The organism is Nocardia coffeae (genome assembly GCF_019890715.1).
Taxonomy (GTDB): domain Bacteria; phylum Actinomycetota; class Actinomycetes; order Mycobacteriales; family Mycobacteriaceae; genus Nocardia; species Nocardia jiangxiensis.
This window is the reverse complement of the sequence record NZ_JAINZY010000005.1, coordinates 524,335-546,048: the sequence shown is the minus strand read 5'-3', so window position 1 is coordinate 546,048 and position 21,714 is coordinate 524,335. Positions and strand designations below refer to the sequence as shown.

The window sequence follows — 21,714 nt, the reverse complement described above, 5'->3', positions numbered from 1 at the left end:
GGACCAGACCACGCTCCCACCCGTCACCCGGAAACGCGAGCCCGGCGGCACCCGCCGACCCGATCCGTACGCAACAACCGATCTCGCGAGAACATGGGTAACTCCCCGGGCACGCCCGAAACCCGGCCACGCACCCATCCGTCGGCCCGACGCGCGAGTCCCCGGGCACCCAGCGAAACGCTGAGGTCCCGGGGAGGCGGAGGAGCGTTACTTCGCGCTGACGGACTTGCCTGCGGACTTCAGGTCGTTGCATGCCTCGACGACGCGGTCGGCCATCGAGGTCTCGGCCTTCTTCAGGTAGCTGCGCGGATCGTAGGTCTTCTTGTTGCCGACCTCGCCGTCGATCTTCAGCACACCGTCGTAGTTGGCGAACATGTGGCCCGCGATCGGACGGGTGAACGCGTACTGGGTGTCGGTGTCGACGTTCATCTTCACCACGCCGTACTTCAGCGAATCGTCGATCTCGGACTTCAGCGAGCCCGAACCGCCGTGGAAGACGAAATCGAACGGCTTGGACCCCTCGGCCAGGCCCAGCTTGGCCGAGGCCACCTTCTGGCCCTCGGCGAGCACCTCGGGCTTGAGCACCACGTTGCCCGGCTTGTACACACCGTGCACGTTGCCGAAGGTCGCGGCGAGCAGGTACTTGCCGTTCTCCCCGGAGCCCAGCGCGTCGATGGTCTTCACGAAGTCCTCGGACGAGGTGTAGAGCTTCTCGTTGATCTCGGCCTCGACGCCGTCCTCCTCACCACCGACGACACCGATCTCGACCTCGAGGATGATGTTCGCCGCGGCGGCCTGCTTGAGCAGTTCCTTGGCGATTTCGAGGTTCTCGTCGATCGGGATGGCCGAACCGTCCCACATGTGCGACTGGAACAGCGGGTTCTGCCCGGCCTTCACCCGCTCCTGGGAGATGGCCAGCAGCGGGCGGACGAAACCGTCCAGCTTGTCCTTGGGGCAGTGGTCGGTGTGCAGCGCGATGGTCACGTCGTACCGGGCGGCGATCACGTGCGCGAACTCGGCCAGCGCGGTGGCGCCGACGACCATATCCTTCACGCCCAGACCGGAACCGAATTCGGCGCCGCCGGTGGAGAACTGGATGATGCCGTCACTGCCGGCCTCGGCGAAACCGCGGATCGCTGCGTTGATCGTCTCCGACGAGGTGCAGTTGATCGCGGGGAATGCGAAGGAGTTCTCTTTGGCCCGACCGAGCATCTCGGCGTAGACCTCCGGAGTCGCAATGGGCACTAGGACCTCCGTGGTGGGAAGAAACAGATCTGTCCCCTCTCACCCTAAGGTGCCGCGTCCGCGCTCCGGAAGGTGGTACCGCCGTACCCGCACCCGGTCCACCACCGCAAATTCGGCACAGGTCGGTGTGATAGCTCAGGGGCCGGTACTGTGGGGGCCGTGACCGCGCTGGCCATTACCGACGTTCTTGCGAGCAGCTCCGGAATAAAGGGGCTGCTCGATCCCGTGCATCTGCTGACGGATACACCGCTCAAGCATGCGGTGCTTCCGGCCATCATGGTCATCGTCTTCATCGAAACAGGTCTGCTGTTCCCGGTCCTGCCCGGTGATTCGCTGCTGTTCACGGGCGGAATGCTGGCGGTGCAGAATCCGCATCCGGTATCGATCTGGGCGCTGGTGCCCGCCGTCGCGATCACCGCCATCGCGGGCGATCAGTGTGCCTACTGGATCGGGCGGGCCATCGGCCCGGCGCTGTTCCAGAAGGAGGACGGGCGCTTCTTCAAGCAGCAGTACGTCACCGAGACGCACGCGTTCTTCGAGAAGTACGGACCCAAGACCATCATCCTGGGCCGGTTCGTGCCGATCGTGCGCACCTTCATGCCGGTGCTGGCGGGTGTGTCCAAGATGGATTACCGCAAGTTCCTGACCTTCGACATCGTCGGTGGTATCGCGTGGGGCGGCGGCGTCACGATTCTGGGCGCGCTGCTGGGCAACGTGTCGTTCATCCGCAATCACATCGAGGCGATCTTCATCCTGATCGTGCTCGTCTCGATCCTGCCGGGCATCATCTCGGTCGCCAAGAAGCTCCGCAACCACGAGCCCGTGCTCGAGACCGAACCCGACGTAGTTCCGACGAACGAATCCTTGCGCTGACACCTTGCCGAACACCCCTGTAACCCTCGCACTCGGCGGTATGGAACCGCTGGATTCCGCCGGGCCGCTGCTGGTATGGATCGTCGTCCTGATCTTCGTGTTCCTGGAATGCGCCCTGATCATCGGCCTGTTCCTGCCGGGCGACTCGATGCTGCTCACCGCCGGAATCGTGCTTGCTTCCCACGAGACCGGCAGCACCCAGGTGTGGGCGCTGGCCGTGGGCACCATGATCGCCGCGATCGCGGGTAATCAGGTGGGGTACGTCATCGGGCATCGCACCGGACACCGACTGGTGGCCCGGCGCGACGGGCGATATATCAACACCAGAAATCTCACGCGAGTCACCGAGATGCTGCATCGGCACGGATTCCTGGCGGTGCTGGTGGCGCGCTGGATTCCCTGGGTGCGCACGCTGTGCCCGCTCGTGGCCGGGGCCGCGCAGATGGATCACCGGCGCTACACCCTCGCCAGCACGATCGGCGCGATCATCTGGGCTCCGGTGCTGTTGCTGATCGGCTTCTACGCGGGCGGATTCCTGGGCAAGGTGTCGTGGCTGATGCCGACGGTGATCGGGACGCTGGTCGCCTGCCTGATCATCGGGACCGCACTGGGCATTCGGCAGTACCGGTTGGAGATGTCTCGCCCGACCGAGGAGTTCGACCTCGATCGGCCCGAATCCATGTGCACCGAAGGCGAAGCCCTCTGACGGTCCGCGGACTCAGAATCCGGCGGCGGTCACCGTGTACGCGGCCTCCATCAGCAGCCATCCCGACAATTGCACCGACAGATCCCGCTCCGGGGTGCGCGACGGTGTGACCGATCCGTTCGCGGTGAATTTCGCCGCGCCCGCGGTCCCGACCGGCAGGTGCGCCGGATCGGACCAGACGTCGCCGAACAGCGGTTCGCCCTCCACCTCGAGCCGGTGATCCCAGGCCGCGCGGGCCGAGGCCGTGACGATCGAGGCGGCCTGCCGCCGGATCTGCGCCCGGTCGGCGTTCTCGCCCGGCAGCAGCAGGGCCACCAGTGCCAGATAACGCACCAGAATCCCGTTGAACAGTCCACCGTCCCCGCCGCTGCCGCCGGTGACGACACCGTGGTCGGTCATCTGCTCGGCGACCGCGGCGACCAGCCGCCGCACCCGGTCCACATGCACGGATTCACCTGTGTGCACGGCCAATTCGGTTTCCAGCCCGAGGACCACGCCTTGGCAGTAGCTGAAGACGTTGCGCTCCATCCGATTCGACGGCAGGTGCACGCCGTCCAGGATCAGGCCCGTCTCACCGTCACGCAGATTCTTGTCCAGCCAGTCCGCGATCTCCGTCGCCCGCGTGTAGCGACCGAAGCGGGCCAGGGCGATGGCGGCCGGACCGTTGGCCGGGGTGTTGTAGTAATCGGCGCCCTTGCGCCACGGGAGTGCGCCGATCTGCGGCTGCCAGCCGGTGGTCAGCGCCTTCTCCAGGGCGACCAGCCCGCCGCGCACATCGGTGACGCCGCGGATGCGGTCGGCGCGCTGCAACGCCAGGGCCAGCCAGGCCATATCGTCGTAGTAGTTGTTGGTCCAGCCGGTGAGGTTGCGCAGGCGATGCCCGCGGGCCAGCGCCGCGACGCGGCGCACCCGGGCCGCGGTCGGCTCGCGGTTGGCGGCGTCGACAGCACAGTCGATCAGATGCGCCTGCCACCAGTAGTTCCAGGTGAAGAACAGCCGCTCGCGCAGGACCGGGGGCCAGCCGACCACACCCAGCTCGGTTCCCGGAATCCCCCACAACCTGAGCAGACTGCGCGACACGATCGCGGATTCGGCCATATCCGCGCGGCGCGACCACTCCGCGGCCGTCGGATCGGCCGCCCCACCGGCCGCGGCACGGGCGTGCTGTGGGGTGGGCACATCGTCGCTGGACGCACTCATGGCATCCATGGTGCCAGCAGAACCGCCGTTTTCGCGCCCGATTTGTTACCCAACCGTCTCGCGTCCGCGATCGACCCGGTTCACCAGGCTCGGCTCGGATCGGCGTGCTGCGCGATCCAGGTGTGCATGGCGATCCCGGCCGCGACCCCGGCATTGATACTGCGCGTGGAACCGAACTGCGCGATCGAGACGGTCATGACCGCCGCCGACTTCGCCTGCTCGGTCACCCCCGGACCCTCCTGCCCGAACAGCAGCAGACAGTTGCGTGGCAGCCGCACCGTCTCCAGGGGCACGGCGCCGGGAACGTTGTCGACCGCGACGACGACCAGATTCGCGCGTTCGGCGAATTCCAGCAGTCCGGCGATATCGGCGTGATGTTCGATGTGCTGATACCGGTCGGTCACCATCGCGCCGCGCCGATTCCAGCGACGACGCCCGACGATGTGCACCGCCGCCGCGGCGAACGCGTTGGCCGTGCGGACCACGGTGCCGATATTCGCGTCGTGCCCGAAGTTCTCGATGGCGACATGGAATTCGTGCCTGCGCTCATCGATGTCGGCGATGATCGCCTCCCGCGTCCAGTACCGGTACGCGTCCACGACGTTGCGCCGATCGCCCTCGGCGAGCAACTCCGGATCCAGCCGCGGATCCCGCGGCGGCTCCGTCCCGAACTCCCGCACCCACGGCCCGACCCCGTACGGATGCTCACCCCATTCAGTGGGCCCAGGGAGTTCCTGGTCGCCCGCACTCACGATGCCGACCGCGCGCTGGTGGAAAACACCGATGGATGATCACACAACCGAGAACGCATTTACTGCGCGGGGTAGCGCGGGGGCACTACCCTGGTAAGTGGTGGTGGAGGTGGGTCATGAACCACTCTCGGATACTTCGCACTGTGCTCGGTGTGACAGCCGGGTACCTGATCCTTCTCGGCCTGTGGCTGGGGTGGGTGGTGCATCGCACGCCGCCGGGGACGGTGGCATTCCAGCTGGTGGCGTTGGTGGGGATGTTCGGATCCTGTGTCGGTCTGGGGATGCTCTACGCACAACGTCCCTCGCACAGTGATCGGAAGTTGTTGCGGCACGGCCTGGAAGGGTGGGCGGTGATCGAAGGCGTGCATCCGCTCGAACACACCGACCATCACACCGAACTCACCGAACTGGATCTCGAGCTGAACGTGCCCGGATCCGAAACCTACCGCGGCACCATCGTTTTCGACGTCGCTCCGATCGACCGTCCCAGAATCGCGGTCGGCGAGACGATCTCGATCCGCGTCGACCCGTCCGATCGCGACCGGATCATCCTGTGCCTGTGAGGATCACCGGTGGACTTCGGGATCGGCCAGCAGGTACTGGGCCGCGGCGTAGGTCCCCAGGATGACGCCCTCGCTGATCCGGCGAGCCCGCGAGGTCCGGGCGAACAGGCGACGCACCACGATCAGCCCGTCCGAGACGGTGAACAGCAGCGCGCCCAGTCCCAGCCGGCTACGCGGATCCGACGACGGAACAGTCATCCCCGCAACGGTTTCCGCCTCCGGAGCCAGCCCGGGATCCGAGGCGAGTACCGCGGCCGTACCGAGCGTGGCGCCGTACGCGCTCAACGGAATCGCGATCCGGGGCGCCCGAACCCGCAGCAGCGCACCGGCTCCCGCCCAAGCCGCGATCCGGGGCAGCGCCACCGCGACCCGCGGCCGCGCCCCACGCCGCCACCACAGCGCCGAATACCCCGTCTGCATCACCGCGAACGCGCTCGCGCCCGCGACCAGGCGACGATCGTCGTCCGGATCGATCAGCAGCACATCACCCACCGTCGCGGCGGCCAGCGAGCCGAGCAGCAACCGCCGATCCGCGGGAGCGAGCGCATCGCCCGCGCGCACCACGTCGGCGGCCAGCAGCGGCATCATCGCGGGCTTGCCGATCCACTGCAGCCGCTCGCGTCCGGTGAGCGCACCGGCCACGGTCAACGCGGCCGCCGCCGCATAGGCAATCCGGAACGGGCGCATCAGAAACTGGGCTCGAGCGGCACGGGTGGCAGCCGAACCACTTGACCGGCATAGCTCAGGCCGGCCCCGAAACCGAGCAGCAGGGCCAGCTGACCACCCTTGGCCCGCCCGCTGACCAGCATCTCCTCGATCGCCAGCGGTATCGACGCCGCCGAGGTGTTGCCGGTGTTCTCGATGTCGTTGGCCATCGGGATATCGTCGGCCAGACCGAGATTCTTGCGCATCAGCTCGTTGATCCGGGCATTGGCCTGATGCGGGACGAAGACCTCGATGTCCTCCTTGGCCACCCCGGACATCTCCAGCGCCGAGGACAACGCCCGCGGCAGCGTCACCGCGGCCCACCGGAACACCCGCGGCCCCTCCATCCGCAGCGACATCCGGCCTACCGGCTCGGCGTCGGGATCCGCGCCCTGCAACGCCTGCGCCTTGTCCATGTACGCGAGAAAATCCACGTTCTGGGCGATGGCCTCGGCGTTCTCGCCGTCACTGCCCCACACCGTCGGGGAGATGCCGTTCTCCTCGCTGGGCCCGACCACCACCGCACCGGCGCCGTCACCGAAGATCATCGCGGTGCCGCGGTCGGTCGGATCCAGCCCGACGGTCATCGTCTCGGCCCCGATCACCAGGATGTAATCGGCCGAACCGGCGCGGATCATATCCGCGGCCACGCCGAGCCCGTAGCCGAAACCGCCGCAGCCCGAGGTCAGGTCGAACGCCGGGATGCCGTTCATCCCCATGTCGTGCGCGATGGTCGGCGCACCGTGCGGGGTGAGCTTCAACCAGCTCGAACTGGCCAGCACCAGCGCGCCGATCAGGGACCGATCGATACCGCTGTTGGCGATCGCGCGCTCCCCCGCCGCGGCCGCCATCGAACGCAGCGTCTCGTCACCGCTGATCCAGCGCCGGTTGTGAATTCCGGTGCGCTCGTAGATCCACTCCGGGGTCGATTCGAGTACCTCGCACACCTCGGCGTTGCTGACGATCCGAGTGGGCCGGTAAGCGCCGATGCCGAGCATCGCGACATTCTCACGTCCCTTGTTCACCGCAATGCTCACCACAGGCGACTCACACGACCCTTCACGACAACACTGTTCGACAGGAGACCACCGTCCAGGCTAACCCAGTGCCAACAGCGTCGGACGTCCTCCTCACCCGAGGGCGAGATCCTTCAGCCCGAGGATCGAACGGTATTCCAGACCCTCCGCGGCGATCACCTGATCCGCCCCGGTCTCGCGGTCCACCACGGTCGCCACGCCGACCACCGTCGCCCCGGCCTCACGCAACGCGCGCACCGCGGTGAGCGGGGAATTCCCGGTCGTGGTGGTGTCCTCGACCACCAGCACCCGCTTACCGACGATGTCCGGACCCTCGATCTGCCGTTGCATGCCGTGCGTCTTGGCGGCCTTGCGCACCACGAACGCGTCCACCGGACGTCCGGGGGCGTGCATCACCGCAACCGCCACCGGATCGGCGCCCATGGTGAGCCCGCCGACCGCATCGAATTCCCAGTCCGATACCAGCTCGCGCAACAACGCTCCGATCAGCGGCGCTGCCTGGTGATGTAGTGTCGCGCGCCGCAGGTCGACGTAGTAGTCGGCCTCCTTGCCCGAAGACAGGGTGACTCGGCCGTGCACGACGGCCAGCTCCCGTACCAGCCCGGCCAGTCTGTCCCGGTCGGTGGTCGATTCGATCATCTTGTGTGCCGTGTCCTTTCTGGTCGACCGGCCGCTGCGGGCCTGGCCGCTCTAAGTCCTACCGCGTGCGTTGAACAGGGTCCGACTGGCGCGGACCAGCAGGGAGCGCGGGATCATCCCGGCCACCGTGGTGAGCACCTTGTACTGGGCGCCGGGCACGCTGACCACCTGGTTGGATTCCAGATCACGCAGTGAACCCGCCACTACCTGCTCGACATCGAGCCACATCGGCTTCGGCAGCGACGACATATCGATACCGGCCCGATCGTGGAATTCGGTGTGGACGAATCCGGGGCACAGCGCCTGCACTCGAACTCCCGTTCCTGCGAGTCCGCCCGCCAGCCCTTCGGACAAGGATACGACGTAGGCCTTGGACGCCGAATACGTCGATCCACGTCCCGGAATCAGACCCGCGACACTGGCGACGTTCACGATCGCGCCCTTCGCCGCGGCGATCATCGGCGGCAGTGCCGCGTGGGTCAGCTGCGTGACCGCGGTGACGTTGACGTCCAGCTGCGCCCGCAACTTCTCCCAATCGTTGGACCAGAACTCGCCGGAGATGCCCAGGCCGGCGTTGTTGACCAGGAACTCGACGCCCTCACCCAGCCGCTCGGCGACCCGATCGCGGTCGGCACGGTCGGCCAGATCCGCCGCCAGCACCTGGGACCGGGTGTCGAAACGCCTGCTCATCTCCTCGCCCAGGGCGACCAGACGCTGCTCGTCGCGGGCAACCAGCACCAGGTCGTAGCCGAGCGAGGCCAGCCGCGTCGCGTAGGCGTGGCCGATTCCGGACGTCGGACCGGTGACCATGGCTACGGGCCTGCTCGCGCCGGGTAGGCGGGCGGCGGGTGTTTCGGTCATGCCCTAATCATCGCGCACCCGTGCCGACCACCGTTCACCAGCGGTAGGCACCGCGGATGCTCAGCGCGGCGCGGGGCCCTGATACGGGCGGAAGCCGGGGTGGAACGGGCCGCCGGGGCGGTCGGACTCCTCCTCGGGCAGGTCCTCCGCGAATTCGGGTTCCTCGGGCTGGTGTTCGGAATCCTCGGGCGATTTTTCTTCGGCCGGGGGCCAGTTGCGCCGGACCCGGGTGCGCGGATCGGGCACCACGGCCAGCGCCGGGCGACGTTGCGGCGGTTCGGATTCCCCGGCGATATCGTTCACCAGCGAGGCGTACCCGCTGTCGGACTCGTCGGCGGGAATCTCGTAATCGCGTCGCTCGGAATCGAATTCGCCGAGTTTCGCGGACGGGTGCGCACGGTCGTCCGGATCGTCGAAGTCGCGCTCGTCGTAGCGGCGGTCCGCGTCGGGGCGTTCGGCGTACCTGCGCTCGTCGTCGTAGCGACGGTCCTGGTCGTAATCGCCGTAACCGCGTGGGCCCGGCCGATCCTGCTCGTAGTCCGCCTCGGGATCCTCGCCCTCGGCGCGAGCGCGCGGCAGCGGACGTCCCGGATCACGCACATCGGGATCCCCGGAGTCGCCGCCACCGGCCACCGGTGGCAGTACGTGCAGCAGGCCGGACAGCCGTAGCACCGCGTCGACCGCACCCTCCCACTCCCGCGAGGACAGGCCCACCGGCAGCACGCCGAGCGTCCAGTTGCCCTCACTCCACAGCTGTTGCACGCTGCCGGACAGGGTTTCGATGAAGGCGACCATCCGCTGATCCACCGCGTGCCGGGCGATATCCGGGTTGGTCGCGAACACCACTCGGTCACCGATCGCGCCGAGCAGCTCCAGATCCGCGTCCTTGGGCGGGGCGGCGGTCTTGAGGCGCAGGTCGATATCGATATCGGAGCCGATCTGCCGACGCACGGCGACCAGCGTCGCGGCGTCCTCCAGATCGAACAGAACGAACTTCTCGCCCTTGCGATTACCGGAGACCACGTCGACCGCGGACAGGTACCCGAGTTTGGCCATCGCACCGCGACGCCACGTCGCCGCCAGTGCCGGTTCGACCGAAACATAGGTGTAGCCCTGGGCTTTCGCCCAGACCTGACGCACGTGACCGGTCCGCTGCCGCTGGAGCCGATCGAAATACAGCAGCACGATCGCACCAACCAGTGCGATCGCCGCGAGTCCGAACCACATTGCCGTCATCGCGGACAAGTCTAGTTGCCACGCGCACCGCGCGTGGTGTGCGCACTGCGTGTTGTGCGTGGCCGCCCGGCCGCGGGCCGCGGATCAGCGCGTCGGCGTAGGTGTGGGAGTGCTCTGCGAGGGCAGTGCGGTGCCGATGACGATCTTGGCCTGAATCGACCCGTCGAGGTTCTTGTCACCCTGGACCACGACCATATCGCCGGGATGCAGATCGGCGATGGTGCTCGAACCCAGCGCGATCACCTCGGTCTTGGCATCGGTGTGCACGGTGATGGTCGAACCGGAGAGCGAATCGACGGTCAGCGTGGATCCGTCGTTCGCGCTGATCGTGCCCATCGTCGCGCCGAGGCCGTCGGCGGTGCCGCCCAGTCCGGGCAGCTGCGGCGCGGTGGTCGTCCCGGTGCCGGGCGTATCGGGCGACTGCGGGAACAGCGGCAGTCCGGTGGGAGCCGAGCGGTACGTGGTGCCCCCGGCGGTCGAGGACGACGACGAATCACTGCCCAGGAACAAGCCGACCGCGACCGCGCCGAGCACCACCACCGCGAAGGCCACCAGCGTCAGCCCCACCCACATGCCGCGCCGGTTGCGGTGCGGCGGGAGCTGGTCCGGCGGCAGATCGGGCGGGCCGACCAGCGTCGGCTGCGGGCCGGCCTGGACGGGCGTCGTGCGGGCCGGACCGATCCACTGGGTGTCGTACGCGGCCTCGCCCGGACCGGGCCCCTCGTAGACGCCCCACTGGCTCTGATACGGCGGCAGCTCCCGGGTCGGATTCGGCCCGGGAGCCTGGTCGAAGTACTGATAGGGCTCGGTCGACCCGTATGCGTCCGAGTACTCCGTCGTACGCATACCCTCAGGCTCGCCCGGCGCTCCGAGATGTTCGGTCGGCGCGTCGGGCGAATCCGGCCGCGGTGCCCACGGATCGCTCGGAGTGGTCATACATCCAGATTAGGGGAGATGTAGACCACATCCGAGGATCAGCCGTATGGCCCTGTTCACCTGCCGACAATCAGGCCGTCACCGTCCGGGGAGACGTTGACCTTCACCAGATCGCCGTCGGCGACCTCGCCTGCCAGCAGTTCCTTGGCCAGGGAATCCCCGATGGACTGCTGGATCAGCCGACGCAGCGGGCGGGCGCCGTAGGCCGCGTCGTAACCCCGCTCCGCCAGCCAGAACCGCGCCGCATCGCTGACCTCCAGGGTGAGCCGCCGCTGCGACAGACGCTTCTGCAGCTGGTTCAGCTGGATGCCGACGATCTCCTCGAGTTCCGACTCGTCGAGCGCGTGGAACATCACCACGTCGTCCAGGCGGTTGAGGAATTCCGGCTTGAACGCGGCGCGCACCGCGTTCATCACGAAATCCTTGTCGCCGCCCGCACCCAGGTTGGAGGTGAGGATGAGGATGGTGTTGCGGAAGTCGACCGTGCGGCCCTGGCCGTCGGTCAACCGGCCCTCGTCGAGCACCTGCAGCAGGATGTCGAACACGTCCGGGTGCGCCTTCTCGATCTCGTCGAACAGCACCACCGTGTACGGCCGGCGTCGCACCGCCTCGGTCAACTGACCGCCCTGGTCGTAGCCGACGTATCCGGGCGGCGCGCCGACCAGGCGAGCGACCGAGTGCTTCTCGGAGTACTCGCTCATATCGATGCGGGTCATGGCGCGCTCGTCGTCGAACAGGAAGTCCGCCAACGCCTTCGCCAGCTCCGTCTTACCGACGCCGGTGGGGCCGATGAACATGAACGAGCCGGTGGGCCGGTTCGGGTCGGCGACCCCGGCCCGCGCGCGACGCACCGCGTCCGAAACCGCTTGCACCGCTTCGGATTGCCCGACGACGCGCTTGCCCAGCTCCTCCTCCATGCGCAGCAGCTTGCGGGTTTCGCCCTCGAGCATCTTGCCCACGGGGATGCCGGTCCACGACGACACCACCTCGGCGATGTCGTTGGGGCCCACCTCTTCCTGCAGCATCACCTCGCCGTCCGCGGCCTTGCCGACCTGCTGTTCGGCCTCGGCCATGGCCAGCTCGGCGTGCGGGATGTCCTCGTAGCGCAGCTTCGAGACCTTTTCGAGGTCACCGTCGCGCTCGGCGCGCAGCTCCTCGTCGCGCAGCGCCTCCAGTTCCTCCTTGCGGACCCGGATCTGGTCGAGGGCGCCCTTCTCGTTCTGCCAGCGGGTGGTCAGCTGATTCAGCTTCTCGCGTGCGTCGGCGAGTTCGCCGCGCAGCTTCTCCAGCCGCTGTTTGGACGCCTCGTCGGTCTCCTTCGACAGCGCCATCTCCTCGATCTCGAGCCGGCGCACCGACCGCTCGACCTCGTCGATCTCCACCGGACGCGAGTCGATCTCCATGCGCAGCCGCGAGGCCGACTCGTCGACCAGGTCGATCGCCTTGTCCGGCAGGAACCGCGAGGTGATGTAGCGGTCGGACAGCGTCGCGGCGGCCACCAGCGCGGAGTCGGTGATGCGAACGCCGTGGTGCAGCTCGTAGCGCTCCTTGAGCCCGCGCAGGATGCCGACGGTGTCCTCCACCGACGGCTCGCCGACCATCACCTGCTGGAACCGGCGCTCGAGGGCCGCGTCCTTCTCGATGTGCCGGCGGTATTCGTCGAGCGTGGTGGCGCCGACCAGCCGCAACTCACCGCGGGCCAGCATCGGCTTGATCATGTTGCCGGCGTCCATCGCCGACTCGCCGGTGGCGCCCGCGCCGACGATGGTGTGCAGCTCGTCGATGAACGTGACCACCTGTCCGGCACTGGATTTGATCTCCTCCAGCACCGCCTTGAGCCGCTCCTCGAACTCACCGCGGTACTTCGCACCCGCCACCATCGCGCCCAGGTCCAGGGAGATGAGCTTCTTGCCCTTCAACGACTCCGGCACGTCGCCGGCGACGATGCGCTGGGCCAGGCCCTCCACGATCGCGGTCTTACCGACGCCGGGTTCACCGATCAATACCGGGTTGTTCTTGGTGCGGCGGCTCAGCACCTGGACGACACGGCGGATTTCGGTGTCGCGGCCGATGACCGGATCGAGCTTGCCTTCGCGAGCGGCCGCGGTCAGGTCGGTGGAGTACTTCTCCAGCGCCTGATAGGTGCTCTCGGGATCGGGGCTGGTCACGCGGGTGTTGCCGCGCACGGAGGCCAGCGCCTCGCGCAACGCGTCCGCGCTCGCGCCGTACTTCAGCAGCAGCTGCGAGATGTCGGAATCGCCACTGGCCAAACCGATCAGCAGCACCTCGGTGGAGACGTATTCGTCACCCAACTCCGTGGCCAGCTTCTGGGCGGCACTCATCGCGGCGACGGCCTCGCGGCCCAGCTGCGGTGTGGTTGTCGCGCCGGTCGCGCTGGGCAGCCGGTCGATGATGTCCTGGGCCTCGCGTCGAATCTGGACCGGATCAGCCGCGACAGCCTTCAACAGGGGGGCGGCGATGCCGTCGGTCTGATCCAGCAGGGCCACCAGCAAGTGCGCCGGACGAATCTCCGGGTTGCCCGCGGCCGAGGCGGACTGCAGCGCGGCGGTGAAGGCCGCCTGAGTTTTGGTGGTGGGATTGAACGAGTCCACGATCACCTTCCTACGTGTCGTCTGTGCGCAGCCTCGTCCGGCTGCTTCCGATCAGTTCAACGCAGTAGAAGTTGAGTCTGTTCCGCTCAAGTTTGAGTCTTTTCGGCGGCTCACGCAACATCACCGAGGACCACTTCCCCCACGCTAGCCCGGCGAACCACCCGACCACGGCGTTTCGCCCTCAGCGAGGTTGGGTACCGTCAAGACCTCATAACCGTGCGACCACGGTTTTTTCGGGGATACTGGAACCCGAGCCGGTCCGGGCGTGGCAGTCCGGACCGTTCTATGCAGAAAGGAAGCTCGAGTCGTGGATGCGCGTTCGGCTGCGCTGGTCCGCGCCAATTTCCGGTCCGTCATCGAATCGCCGAACGGGCCGGAACGGCTGGTCAGCGCGTTCTACGGCCATATGTTCGGGGAGAATCCCCGGCTGCGGGAGCTGTTCCCGCCCGCCATGGATATGCAGCCCAAGCGCGTGATGACCGCCGTGCAGTTCGTGCTCGACCATCTCGAGGACTGGGACCGCGCCCAGCACTTCCTCGAACAACTCGCCCGCGACCACCGCAAGTACGGGGTCGAGGCGGCACATTACGATATCGCCGGTCGCGCGCTGGTGGCCGCGTTCCGCACCTACTTCGGCATCGGCGGCTGGTCCCGCGAACTCGAGGAGGGCTGGCGCGATATCGGCATCCTGGTGTCCGCCTCGATGGCCATCGGCGCGAATTCCGATACCTCCCAGCCCTTCTGGGAGGCGACGGTGGTCGGGCACCGGCAGGTGCTGGAGGATCTGGCGATCGTGCGGCTGCAATCCGAGACGCCGATTCCCTATCAGGCCGGGCAGTACGTCCCGGTGTCGGTTCCGCAGCGGCCCAAGATGTGGCGGTACCTCTCGCCCGCGATTCCGACGAATCCCTACGGGGAGATCGAATTCCACGTCCGCAAGGTGGAGAACGGCTGGGTGAGCCCGGCCATCGTCGCCGAGACCGAGGCGGGGGACGTCTGGCAGATCGCCGGGCCGCTGGGCGGGCTGCACGTGGACCGCGACAGCGGCACGGATGTGCTGATGATCGGTTCGGGCACCGGTATCGCACCGCTGCGCGCGCAGCTCATCGAGATGGGCAGGCGCGGCGACAATCCGCGGGTGCACTTCTTCATGGGCGGGCAGTATCCGTGCGATCTGTACGACGTGCAGAACATGTGGCAGCTGTCGCTGAGCAATCCGTGGCTGACCGTGATCCCGGTGTGCGAGAACGCATCCAACCCGTGGTGGTATCCGCATCCCCCGGCCGACCCGCCGTTCGGCATGCACCGCAGGCTGATCGGTAATCTGGGTGCGGTGGTGGCGAGCTTCGGTTCCTGGTCCGATCGGCAGATCCAGATCGCCGGATCGGCCCGGATGATCGCGGCCACCACCCGGGCACTGGTGGCGGTCGGCACACCGGAATGGGCCATCACCGCGGATCCGGTGTGATCCGCAGCCGATCGATTCGACCGCAGGACAAGGTATTTCGACGAACAGGGATGGTGTATGACCCTCGGCCCCGATGAGACCGGCGAGATCCACCTCGGCGCGCCCACCGAATGGGCCGCGACGGTGGTCGGGCACCACCGGCTGCGGCACGACATCGCGGTGGTGCGGCTGATCGGTGATTACGTACCGTTCGTCGCGGGCCAGTCGGTCGAGGTGCAGATTCCGCAGCATCCCGGGTTGCGGCGGCGCCTGTCGCCCGCGCTGGCGCCTTCCCGGGACGGCAAGCTGGAGTTCCACGTCCGGACCGTGCCGGGCGGGTGGTGCAGCGGATCGATCGTCGCGGACACCCAGCCGGGCGACGAATGGCGGATCACCGATCCGGCGGGCTGGCTGGCGGTCGACAACGACGCGACCGATGTGGTGATGCTGGCCGGCGGCACCGGTCTGGCGCCGCTGCGCTCGATCCTGCTGGAGATCTCCCGTCGCCCGGAACCGCCCCGCACCCACCTGTTCATCGGCGGCCGCTCACCCCGCGATCTGTACGCCTCGGACATGCTCTACCTGCTGACCGGCGAACTTCCCTGGCTGACGGTCGTTCCCGTGGTGGAGAGTCCCGACGATCCGACGTGGGAAGACCCCTGGTACGAGAGCTGCCGGGTGGACGTGGGATTCGATGTGGACGAGATGCTGGAGGGCACTCTCGCGGACGTCGTCGGGGAGATGGGGCCGCTGGAGCACCACCAGATCCTGGTGTGCGGTTCGCCGGGGATGACCACGGCTACCATCGATCGTCTGATCCAGACCGGCACCCCCGCGGAAGCCATTCGCTACGAAGGGGTTTGAGGTCTCTCAGAACAACGGGTCGTGGCGGATGTTGGCGGCGGGGGTACCCGCTGCCATCAGGCGGAATTTGGTGGTCTGCACCATCGACGGGGAGCCCGAGATCTGCACGTCGCGATCGGCCCACGGGCCGTAACCCGCCACCACAGCGCCGATCTGGCCGGTGCGGCGCGGGTCCAGGCCCGGCAGATCCGGTGTCGGATCACCGGAATCGAAGTACCACCAAGGGTTTTCCTCGCTCTCGACGATCGGCGTGACGGTCAGCCATTTGCCGGCCGCGGCCAATTCGCTCAGCGTCACGAGGTCGTACAGGTCGCACGGGTGATGTCCGCCGACGAACAGGTGCACCCGCGGATTGGACCGGCGACGCGCCATCGCCACGAGTTGTGCTCGCAGCGGGGCGATTCCGGTGCCGCAGCCGATCATCAGCAGCTTGCGCCGGGTGTTGCGAGGGATGCCGAGCCCGCCCATCGGCGCACTCAACAGCCACTGGTCACCGACCGCGGTGTGCCCGACCAGGGCCGGGCTGACCCAGCCGCCGGTGCGGGCGCGCACGTGGAATTCGATCTCCCCCTCCGCATTCGACGGACCGGCCGGGGACAGGTACCGCCACATCCGCAGCCGGGACGGGATCTGCACGCTCAGGTACTGACCGGCGGCGTACTGCATCGGCTGATCCAACCGCACCCGCACGACGGCGAGATCGTCCAGCACCCGGCGATGTTCGACCACCGTGCCGCTCCACACCGCGGGCGTGTCCGGATCCTGCGCCCCCACGATCATGGTCCGCGTGATCAGGGTGACGCACTCCTGCCAGGCGTGCTCCGCCTCCTCGGTCCACAACTCGGTGCGCGCATGCGCACGCACCGCCGTGATCAGCGATTTCCCCACGGCCGGATAATGTTCCGGCGCGATGCCGTACTTGCGGTGATCGCGACCGAGCTGCGCGAGGAACGGCAGCAGCTCGTCGGGCTCCTCGAGCCGATCCACCACATGGGCGAGCGCGGAGACCAGCCGCTCACGCTGAGTGTCCAGGGATGCGGGAAAGAACTCACGCAGCTGCGGTTGCGCGCTGAACAGGATCGCGAAGAACGATCCGGCCACTTTCTCAGGCCCCGCCTCCTCCGCAGCAACCGCTTTGAACGTCGTCCTGACCAAGGCGGCGGCACGCGAATCCATCTGTCTCACAACCCCATTTCGCACTCGAATACGAGCACGGCCACGAGTAGCACGCCGTCCAGAAACCCGGCAGCAGCCGATACGATCAGAGTGTAGGCGAGGTTTGCCAGCAACGGACCAAACCTCCCGAACAACCCACGTGTAATTCCCCCCGAACCTGCTCAACGCAGGTGCCGACACCGATAAACCAACCGTTTGCCCAGTAAATTCGGTCATTCCCCGCCCACATCTCACCGAATCAACATGATTCATTTTGAAAGACTCACTTCTACAGCGATCTTCCTGCAATCGATCATCACTCGATGTCGACCGCCGGATCGCCCGAGATCACTACTCCGGCAACATTCTCGCCACCCAATCGCGGATTCCGAGGCCGCCGCCCCGGTGCCACATCACCCAATGCCCGACCCGCGAGCACAGCACATCTCGCGCAACCATTCACCGTGCGTACAGTGCGGGGAGGCCACTCCCCCAGCTACGAAAACAGCGCCCCTGTCACCAGGGGCGCTGTCTCGTTGGATATTTCGCGATCTAACGTCGCTTGTTGCGCGGCTGCCAGACCACGAGTGCGGTGCTGCGTTGCGGCGGAGTCAGATCGGGGCGGTAGCCCGAACGCAGGCGTTCCACCTCGTCGGAGAGCTCGCCGACCCGCTGTTGCAGCGCCTCGACCTGGTTGGTCAGTTCGATGATGCGCTTGATACCGGCCAGGTTGACGCCCTCGTCCTGGGACAGGCGCTGCACCTCGCGGAGCAACTCCACATCCCGGTTCGAATAGCGCCGGCCCCCGCCCGAGGTGCGGTGCGGGGTGACCAGACCCAGCCGGTCGTAGGTGCGCAGCGTTTGCGCGTGCATACCGGCCAGCTGGGCGGCAACCGAGATCACGAAGTACTCGACGCCTGCTCCACCCCGGTCGTTACCGGGCGGTTGTGGGGGCGAAGCCCCTGCATGACCGGACATTACGCACCTGCCCATCCAGCTCGCGGGTCGAACCCACCGGCCTTCTCCGCCTCCGCGTAACGCCGCAGCGCCTCGGAGGCCTCGTCGTCCAGCTTCGGCGGAATCGCGACCTTGACCGTCACCAGCAGGTCGCCCGCACCACCGGAGCGCTTGGGCACACCGCGCCCGCGCACTCTCAGGGTACGGCCGTCGGCGGTGCCCGCGGGCACCTTCACGCCGACCCGGCCCTCCAGCGTGGGCACGGACACCGTTGTGCCGAGCACCAATTCGCTGTAACTGACCGGCAGCACCAGGGTCAGGTCGTCGCCGTTGCGGCCGAAGACCTTGTCCTGGCTGACGTGCACGGTGACGAACAGATCACCCGCGGGCGCACCGCGCAGACCTGCTTCGCCCTGGCCCGCCAGGCGAATTCGCTGACCGTCCCGCACACCCGGCGGAATCCGCACCGTGATGGTGCGGGTCCGGTTCTGGATGCCGGTGCCGCGGCAGTCCACACACGGATCGTCGATGATCGACCCCGTGCCGCGGCAGTCCTCGCACGGTTCGCTGAATCCGAACGCACCCTGGTTCCGGCTGATGACGCCGGTTCCGTTGCAGTGCGGGCAGACTCGCGGACTCGTACCGGGCTTCGCGCCGCTGCCGTGACAGGTCGTACACGGCGACGGGCTGGTCATCCGCAGTGGCACGGTGACGCCCTGCGCGGCCTCGCGGAAGCCGAGATTGGTCTCGGTCTCCACATCGCTGCCGCGCCGCGGCCGGGTCGAGGTGCGCGTCGCACCACCGGGGCCGCGGTTGAACAAGCCGCCGAGAATATCGCCGAGCCCGCCGTCCGCGGTGGAACCGGCTGCGCCACCGAAGATGTCGCCCAGGTTGAATTCGTTGAATCCACCCTGTCCGTAGCCGCCACCGCCACCCGGTGAGAAGCCGCCACGACCGAAACCGCCGCTCGCGAACAACTTCCGGGCCTCGTCGTACTCCGTGCGCTTCTCCGGATCGGACAGCACGGCATGCGCCTCGCTGACGGCCTTGAACCGCTCCTCGGCCTTCACATCACCCGGATTCTTGTCCGGATGCAGGTCCCGGGCCAGCTTGCGATAGGCCTTCTTGATCTCGTCCTGGGTGGCGCCGGAGGAAATACCCAGCTCCTTGTAGAAGTCCTTCTCGAGCCACTCACGATTCACCAGGCATCTCCTCCTCTCTGTGCTTGTGCATACCCCCACCCCACCGCCCCGGTCAGCTCACATGTTCGCTGCTCAATGGTCGTCGTCATCGGTGCCAGCATTTCCTGTCACCAGATCTGTTACCCCGTCGGTCACTCCGACAAGCGCGTGCCGCAGCACCCGGTCGCCGAAGCGGTACCCCTTGCGCATCACGACACCGATCACCGGATCGTGGCCCTCACCCTCGTGCTGCACGGCCTCGTGCAGGGTCGGGTCGAACGACTCGCCTTCCGTGCCGAACTGCTCGAGCCCCTGCTTCTGCAGCGCCTCGGACAGCTTGTCCGCCACGGACTTCAGCGGCCCGGATTCCAGGTCGCCGTGTGCGCGAGCGCGATCCAGATCGTCCAGCACACCGAGTAGCTCGGTGACGACCGACGCCTTGGCGGTATCGATCGCGGCCTTGCGGTCGCGTTCGGTCCGCCGCCGATAGTTGGCGTATTCGGCGGTCAGGCGCTGCAGATCGGCTGTGCGCTCGGCCAATTCGGCACTGACCGGATCGGCGTGCACCTCGGCCTCGGCCGCCGATTCGGCTCCGCCCTCGGCCGCGGCGTCCTGCGACGCCGCGGCCTGGCGAACCTCACCAGTGACCGGATCGACCTTGCGGTTGTCCACGATCGTGACCGGTTCGGATTCCGGATTGTTTTCCGTCACTTCTTCTCCGGCTCTTCCACGACCTCCGCGTCGACGACCGTGTCATCGGATTCGGGAGCAGCACCGTTGCCCGACGCTGCCGCATCGGCCGACGACGCCTCGTAGATCGCCTGACCCAGGGCCTGCGACTCGGTGGCCAACTTCTCCACCGCGGTCTTGATGGCCTCGATGTCGGTGCCCTTCAGGGCCTCGTTGGCCTCGGTGATGGCCGACTCGACCTTGCCCTTGAGATCCGCGGGCACCTTGTCCTCGTTGTCCTTGATGAACTTCTCGGTCTGGTGCACCAGGGACTCGGCCTGGTTGCGGGTCTCGGCCTCCTCGCGACGGGTCTTGTCCTCCGCGGCGTGCGCCTCGGCGTCCTTGACCATCCGGTCGATCTCCTCCTTGGACAGGCCGGAGCCGTCCTGGATCTTGATCTTGTTCTCCTTGCCGGTGCCCTTGTCCTTCGCGGTCACGTGCACGATGCCGTTGGCGTCGATGTCGAAGGTGACCTCGATCTGCGGCACGCCGCGCGGGGCCGGCGGGAGACCGGTCAGCTCGAAGGAGCCCAGAAGCTTGTTGTGCGAAGCGATTTCGCGCTCACCCTGGAACACCTGGATCTGCACCGACGGCTGATTGTCATCGGCCGTGGTGAAGGTCTCCGACCGCTTGGTCGGGATGGTGGTGTTGCGCTCGATGAGCTTGGTCATCACGCCGCCCTTGGTCTCGATACCCAGCGACAGCGGGGTGACATCGAGCAGCAGGACGTCCTTGACCTCACCCTTGAGCACACCGGCCTGCAGGGCGGCGCCGACGGCGACGACCTCGTCCGGGTTCACGCCCTTGTTGGGCTCCTGCCCACCGGTCAGTTCCTTGACCAGCTCGGAAACGGCGGGCATACGGGTCGAACCGCCGACGAGCACAACGTGATCGATATTGGAGACCGAGATGCCGGCGTCCTTGATGACGGACTGGAACGGCTGACGGGTGCGGTCCAGCAGATCGGAGGTGATCTTCTGGAACTCCGAACGGCTCAGCTGCTCGTCCAGGAACAGCGGGTTCTTGTCCGCGTCGACGGTGATGTAAGGCAGGTTGATCGAGGTGCTCTGCGAGGAGCTCAGCTCGATCTTCGCCTTCTCCGCGGCCTCACGCAGCCGCTGCATCGCCATCTTGTCCTTGGTCAGGTCGATGCTGTTGCTGGACTTGAACTTGTCCACCAGCCACTGCACGACGCGCTCGTCCCAGTCGTCACCACCGAGGTGGTTGTCACCGGAGGTGGCGCGGACCTCGACGACGCCCTCGCCGATTTCCAGCAGCGAGACGTCGAAGGTGCCGCCACCGAGGTCGAAGACCAGGATGGTCTGTTCCTTGTCGCCCTTGTCCAGGCCGTAGGCCAGGGCCGCGGCGGTGGGCTCGTTGACGATGCGCAGCACGTTCAGACCGGCGATCTGGCCGGCTTCCTTGGTGGCCTGGCGCTGGGCGTCCTCGAAGTACGCCGGGACGGTGATGACCGCGTCGGTGATCTCCTCACCGAGGTAGGACTCCGCGTCGCGCTTGAGCTTCATCAGCACGCGCGCGCTGATCTCCTGCGGGGTGTATTTCTTGCCATCGATGTCCACGCTCCAGTCGGTGCCGATGTGGCGCTTGACCGAGCGGATGGTGCGATCGACGTTGGTGACGGCCTGGTTCTTGGCAGGCTGGCCGACGAGTACCTCGCCGTTCTTCGCGAACGCGACGATCGACGGAGTCGTCCGCGATCCTTCCGAGTTTGCGACGACGACCGGTTCGCCGCCTTCGAGAACGGCGACGACAGAGTTCGTGGTCCCGAGGTCGATACCGACCGCACGAGCCATTGTGTTCCTCCTATGTGACGTACCTATATGTGGCGATGCAGGGCAGACGCCTGCCGCGGCTGCCTGACGGCAACCACCGGACCTCACCCCGACACCGCCTGGAGCACGGTCCTCAGCAATACTGAGCGTGGTCGACTCAATCTTGCATGCACTCGGGGTCCGAGTCAACCAATAACTTGAGTCCTAGACGCTCAACTTTGCG

At 67.1% G+C, this 21,714-nt stretch carries 20 protein-coding genes; 5 read left to right on the top strand and 15 right to left on the bottom strand.

The window, feature by feature from the left end:
• Positions 1-207 precede the first annotated feature (207 nt).
• On the bottom strand, positions 208-1,245 hold the full coding sequence (gene fbaA, locus K7711_RS21930) for a class II fructose-bisphosphate aldolase (RefSeq protein ID WP_222971264.1): 1,038 nt from the start codon (positions 1,243-1,245) through the stop codon (positions 208-210).
• A 159-nt stretch (positions 1,246-1,404) separates the two neighbouring features.
• Between fbaA and K7711_RS21925 the strand changes: the two genes are divergently transcribed.
• Both K7711_RS21925 and K7711_RS21920 read left to right on the top strand, forming a co-directional pair.
• Positions 1,405-2,118, top strand: a complete 714-nt coding sequence (locus tag K7711_RS21925) for a DedA family protein (RefSeq protein ID WP_372460170.1) — start codon at positions 1,405-1,407, stop codon at positions 2,116-2,118.
• Positions 2,119-2,158: 40 nt separating this feature from the next.
• On the top strand, positions 2,159-2,824 hold the full coding sequence (locus K7711_RS21920; RefSeq protein ID WP_222971339.1) for a DedA family protein: 666 nt from the start codon (positions 2,159-2,161) through the stop codon (positions 2,822-2,824).
• Positions 2,825-2,836: 12 nt separating this feature from the next.
• On the opposite strand, the gene K7711_RS21915 is transcribed toward K7711_RS21920, so the two are convergent.
• On the bottom strand, positions 2,837-3,922 hold the full coding sequence (locus K7711_RS21915; protein ID WP_222971338.1) for a glycoside hydrolase family 76 protein: 1,086 nt from the start codon (positions 3,920-3,922) through the stop codon (positions 2,837-2,839).
• A 182-nt stretch (positions 3,923-4,104) separates the two neighbouring features.
• Positions 4,105-4,776, bottom strand: a complete 672-nt coding sequence (locus K7711_RS21910; RefSeq protein WP_308014869.1) for a TrmH family RNA methyltransferase — start codon at positions 4,774-4,776, stop codon at positions 4,105-4,107.
• A gap of 143 nt (positions 4,777-4,919) precedes the next feature.
• Between K7711_RS21910 and K7711_RS21905 the strand changes: the two genes are divergently transcribed.
• Positions 4,920-5,339, top strand: a complete 420-nt coding sequence (locus K7711_RS21905) for a hypothetical protein (RefSeq protein ID WP_372460169.1) — start codon at positions 4,920-4,922, stop codon at positions 5,337-5,339.
• A 3-nt stretch (positions 5,340-5,342) separates the two neighbouring features.
• Here K7711_RS21905 and K7711_RS21900 read toward each other — a convergent pair whose 3' ends face one another.
• The 7 genes from K7711_RS21900 to clpB form a co-directional block, all read right to left on the bottom strand.
• On the bottom strand, positions 5,343-6,026 hold the full coding sequence (locus K7711_RS21900; RefSeq protein ID WP_222971262.1) for a lysoplasmalogenase: 684 nt from the start codon (positions 6,024-6,026) through the stop codon (positions 5,343-5,345).
• Positions 6,026-7,084: a beta-ketoacyl-ACP synthase 3 gene (locus K7711_RS21895; RefSeq protein WP_222971261.1), complete on the bottom strand. Its 1,059-nt coding sequence runs from the start codon at positions 7,082-7,084 to the stop codon at positions 6,026-6,028. The genes K7711_RS21900 and K7711_RS21895 overlap by 1 nt, the downstream gene beginning before the upstream one ends.
• 90 nt (positions 7,085-7,174) lie before the next feature.
• The gene (gene pyrE, locus K7711_RS21890) at positions 7,175-7,720 is read right to left on the bottom strand and encodes an orotate phosphoribosyltransferase (protein WP_040828671.1); all 546 of its coding nucleotides are present in this window, start codon (positions 7,718-7,720) and stop codon (positions 7,175-7,177) included.
• 51 nt (positions 7,721-7,771) lie between these two features.
• A complete protein-coding gene (locus K7711_RS21885; protein ID WP_222971260.1) occupies positions 7,772-8,581 on the bottom strand; it encodes an SDR family NAD(P)-dependent oxidoreductase in 810 nt (269 codons plus the stop codon).
• A gap of 60 nt (positions 8,582-8,641) precedes the next feature.
• A complete protein-coding gene (locus tag K7711_RS48970; RefSeq protein ID WP_308014868.1) occupies positions 8,642-9,817 on the bottom strand; it encodes a TtfA family protein in 1,176 nt (391 codons plus the stop codon).
• An 84-nt stretch (positions 9,818-9,901) separates the two neighbouring features.
• Positions 9,902-10,753: a DUF5666 domain-containing protein gene (locus tag K7711_RS21875; protein ID WP_222971259.1), complete on the bottom strand. Its 852-nt coding sequence runs from the start codon at positions 10,751-10,753 to the stop codon at positions 9,902-9,904.
• Positions 10,754-10,809: 56 nt separating this feature from the next.
• Complete coding sequence (clpB, locus tag K7711_RS21870) at positions 10,810-13,365, bottom strand: ATP-dependent chaperone ClpB (protein ID WP_222971258.1); 2,556 nt, start codon at positions 13,363-13,365, stop codon at positions 10,810-10,812.
• A 307-nt stretch (positions 13,366-13,672) separates the two neighbouring features.
• Here clpB and K7711_RS21865 point away from each other — a divergent pair, with 307 nt between their 5' ends.
• Positions 13,673-14,833, top strand: a complete 1,161-nt coding sequence (locus K7711_RS21865; RefSeq protein WP_222971257.1) for an FAD-binding oxidoreductase — start codon at positions 13,673-13,675, stop codon at positions 14,831-14,833.
• A 57-nt stretch (positions 14,834-14,890) separates the two neighbouring features.
• Positions 14,891-15,676, top strand: coding sequence for an FAD-binding oxidoreductase (locus K7711_RS21860; RefSeq protein WP_222971256.1), 786 nt, complete (start codon positions 14,891-14,893; stop codon positions 15,674-15,676).
• A 6-nt stretch (positions 15,677-15,682) separates the two neighbouring features.
• Here K7711_RS21860 and K7711_RS21855 read toward each other — a convergent pair whose 3' ends face one another.
• The 5 genes from K7711_RS21855 to dnaK all read right to left on the bottom strand — a co-directional run bounded on the left by K7711_RS21855 (position 15,683) and on the right by dnaK (position 21,512).
• Positions 15,683-16,852 carry a globin domain-containing protein gene (locus K7711_RS21855; RefSeq protein ID WP_222971255.1) on the bottom strand — a complete coding sequence of 390 codons (1,170 nt, stop codon included), beginning with the start codon at positions 16,850-16,852 and terminating at the stop codon, positions 15,683-15,685.
• Between the two features lie 531 nt (positions 16,853-17,383).
• Entirely contained in the window at positions 17,384-17,809 is a 426-nt protein-coding gene (locus K7711_RS21850) for a heat shock protein transcriptional repressor HspR (RefSeq protein WP_235747526.1), read from the bottom strand.
• Positions 17,809-18,993, bottom strand: coding sequence for a molecular chaperone DnaJ (dnaJ, locus tag K7711_RS21845; protein WP_222971334.1), 1,185 nt, complete (start codon positions 18,991-18,993; stop codon positions 17,809-17,811). Before dnaJ ends, K7711_RS21850 begins: the two co-directional genes overlap by 1 nt.
• Before the next feature lie 69 nt (positions 18,994-19,062).
• Positions 19,063-19,680: a nucleotide exchange factor GrpE gene (gene grpE / locus K7711_RS21840; protein WP_222971254.1), complete on the bottom strand. Its 618-nt coding sequence runs from the start codon at positions 19,678-19,680 to the stop codon at positions 19,063-19,065.
• On the bottom strand, positions 19,677-21,512 hold the full coding sequence (gene dnaK / locus K7711_RS21835; RefSeq protein ID WP_222971253.1) for a molecular chaperone DnaK: 1,836 nt from the start codon (positions 21,510-21,512) through the stop codon (positions 19,677-19,679). Before dnaK ends, grpE begins: the two co-directional genes overlap by 4 nt.
• Positions 21,513-21,714 lie beyond the last annotated feature (202 nt).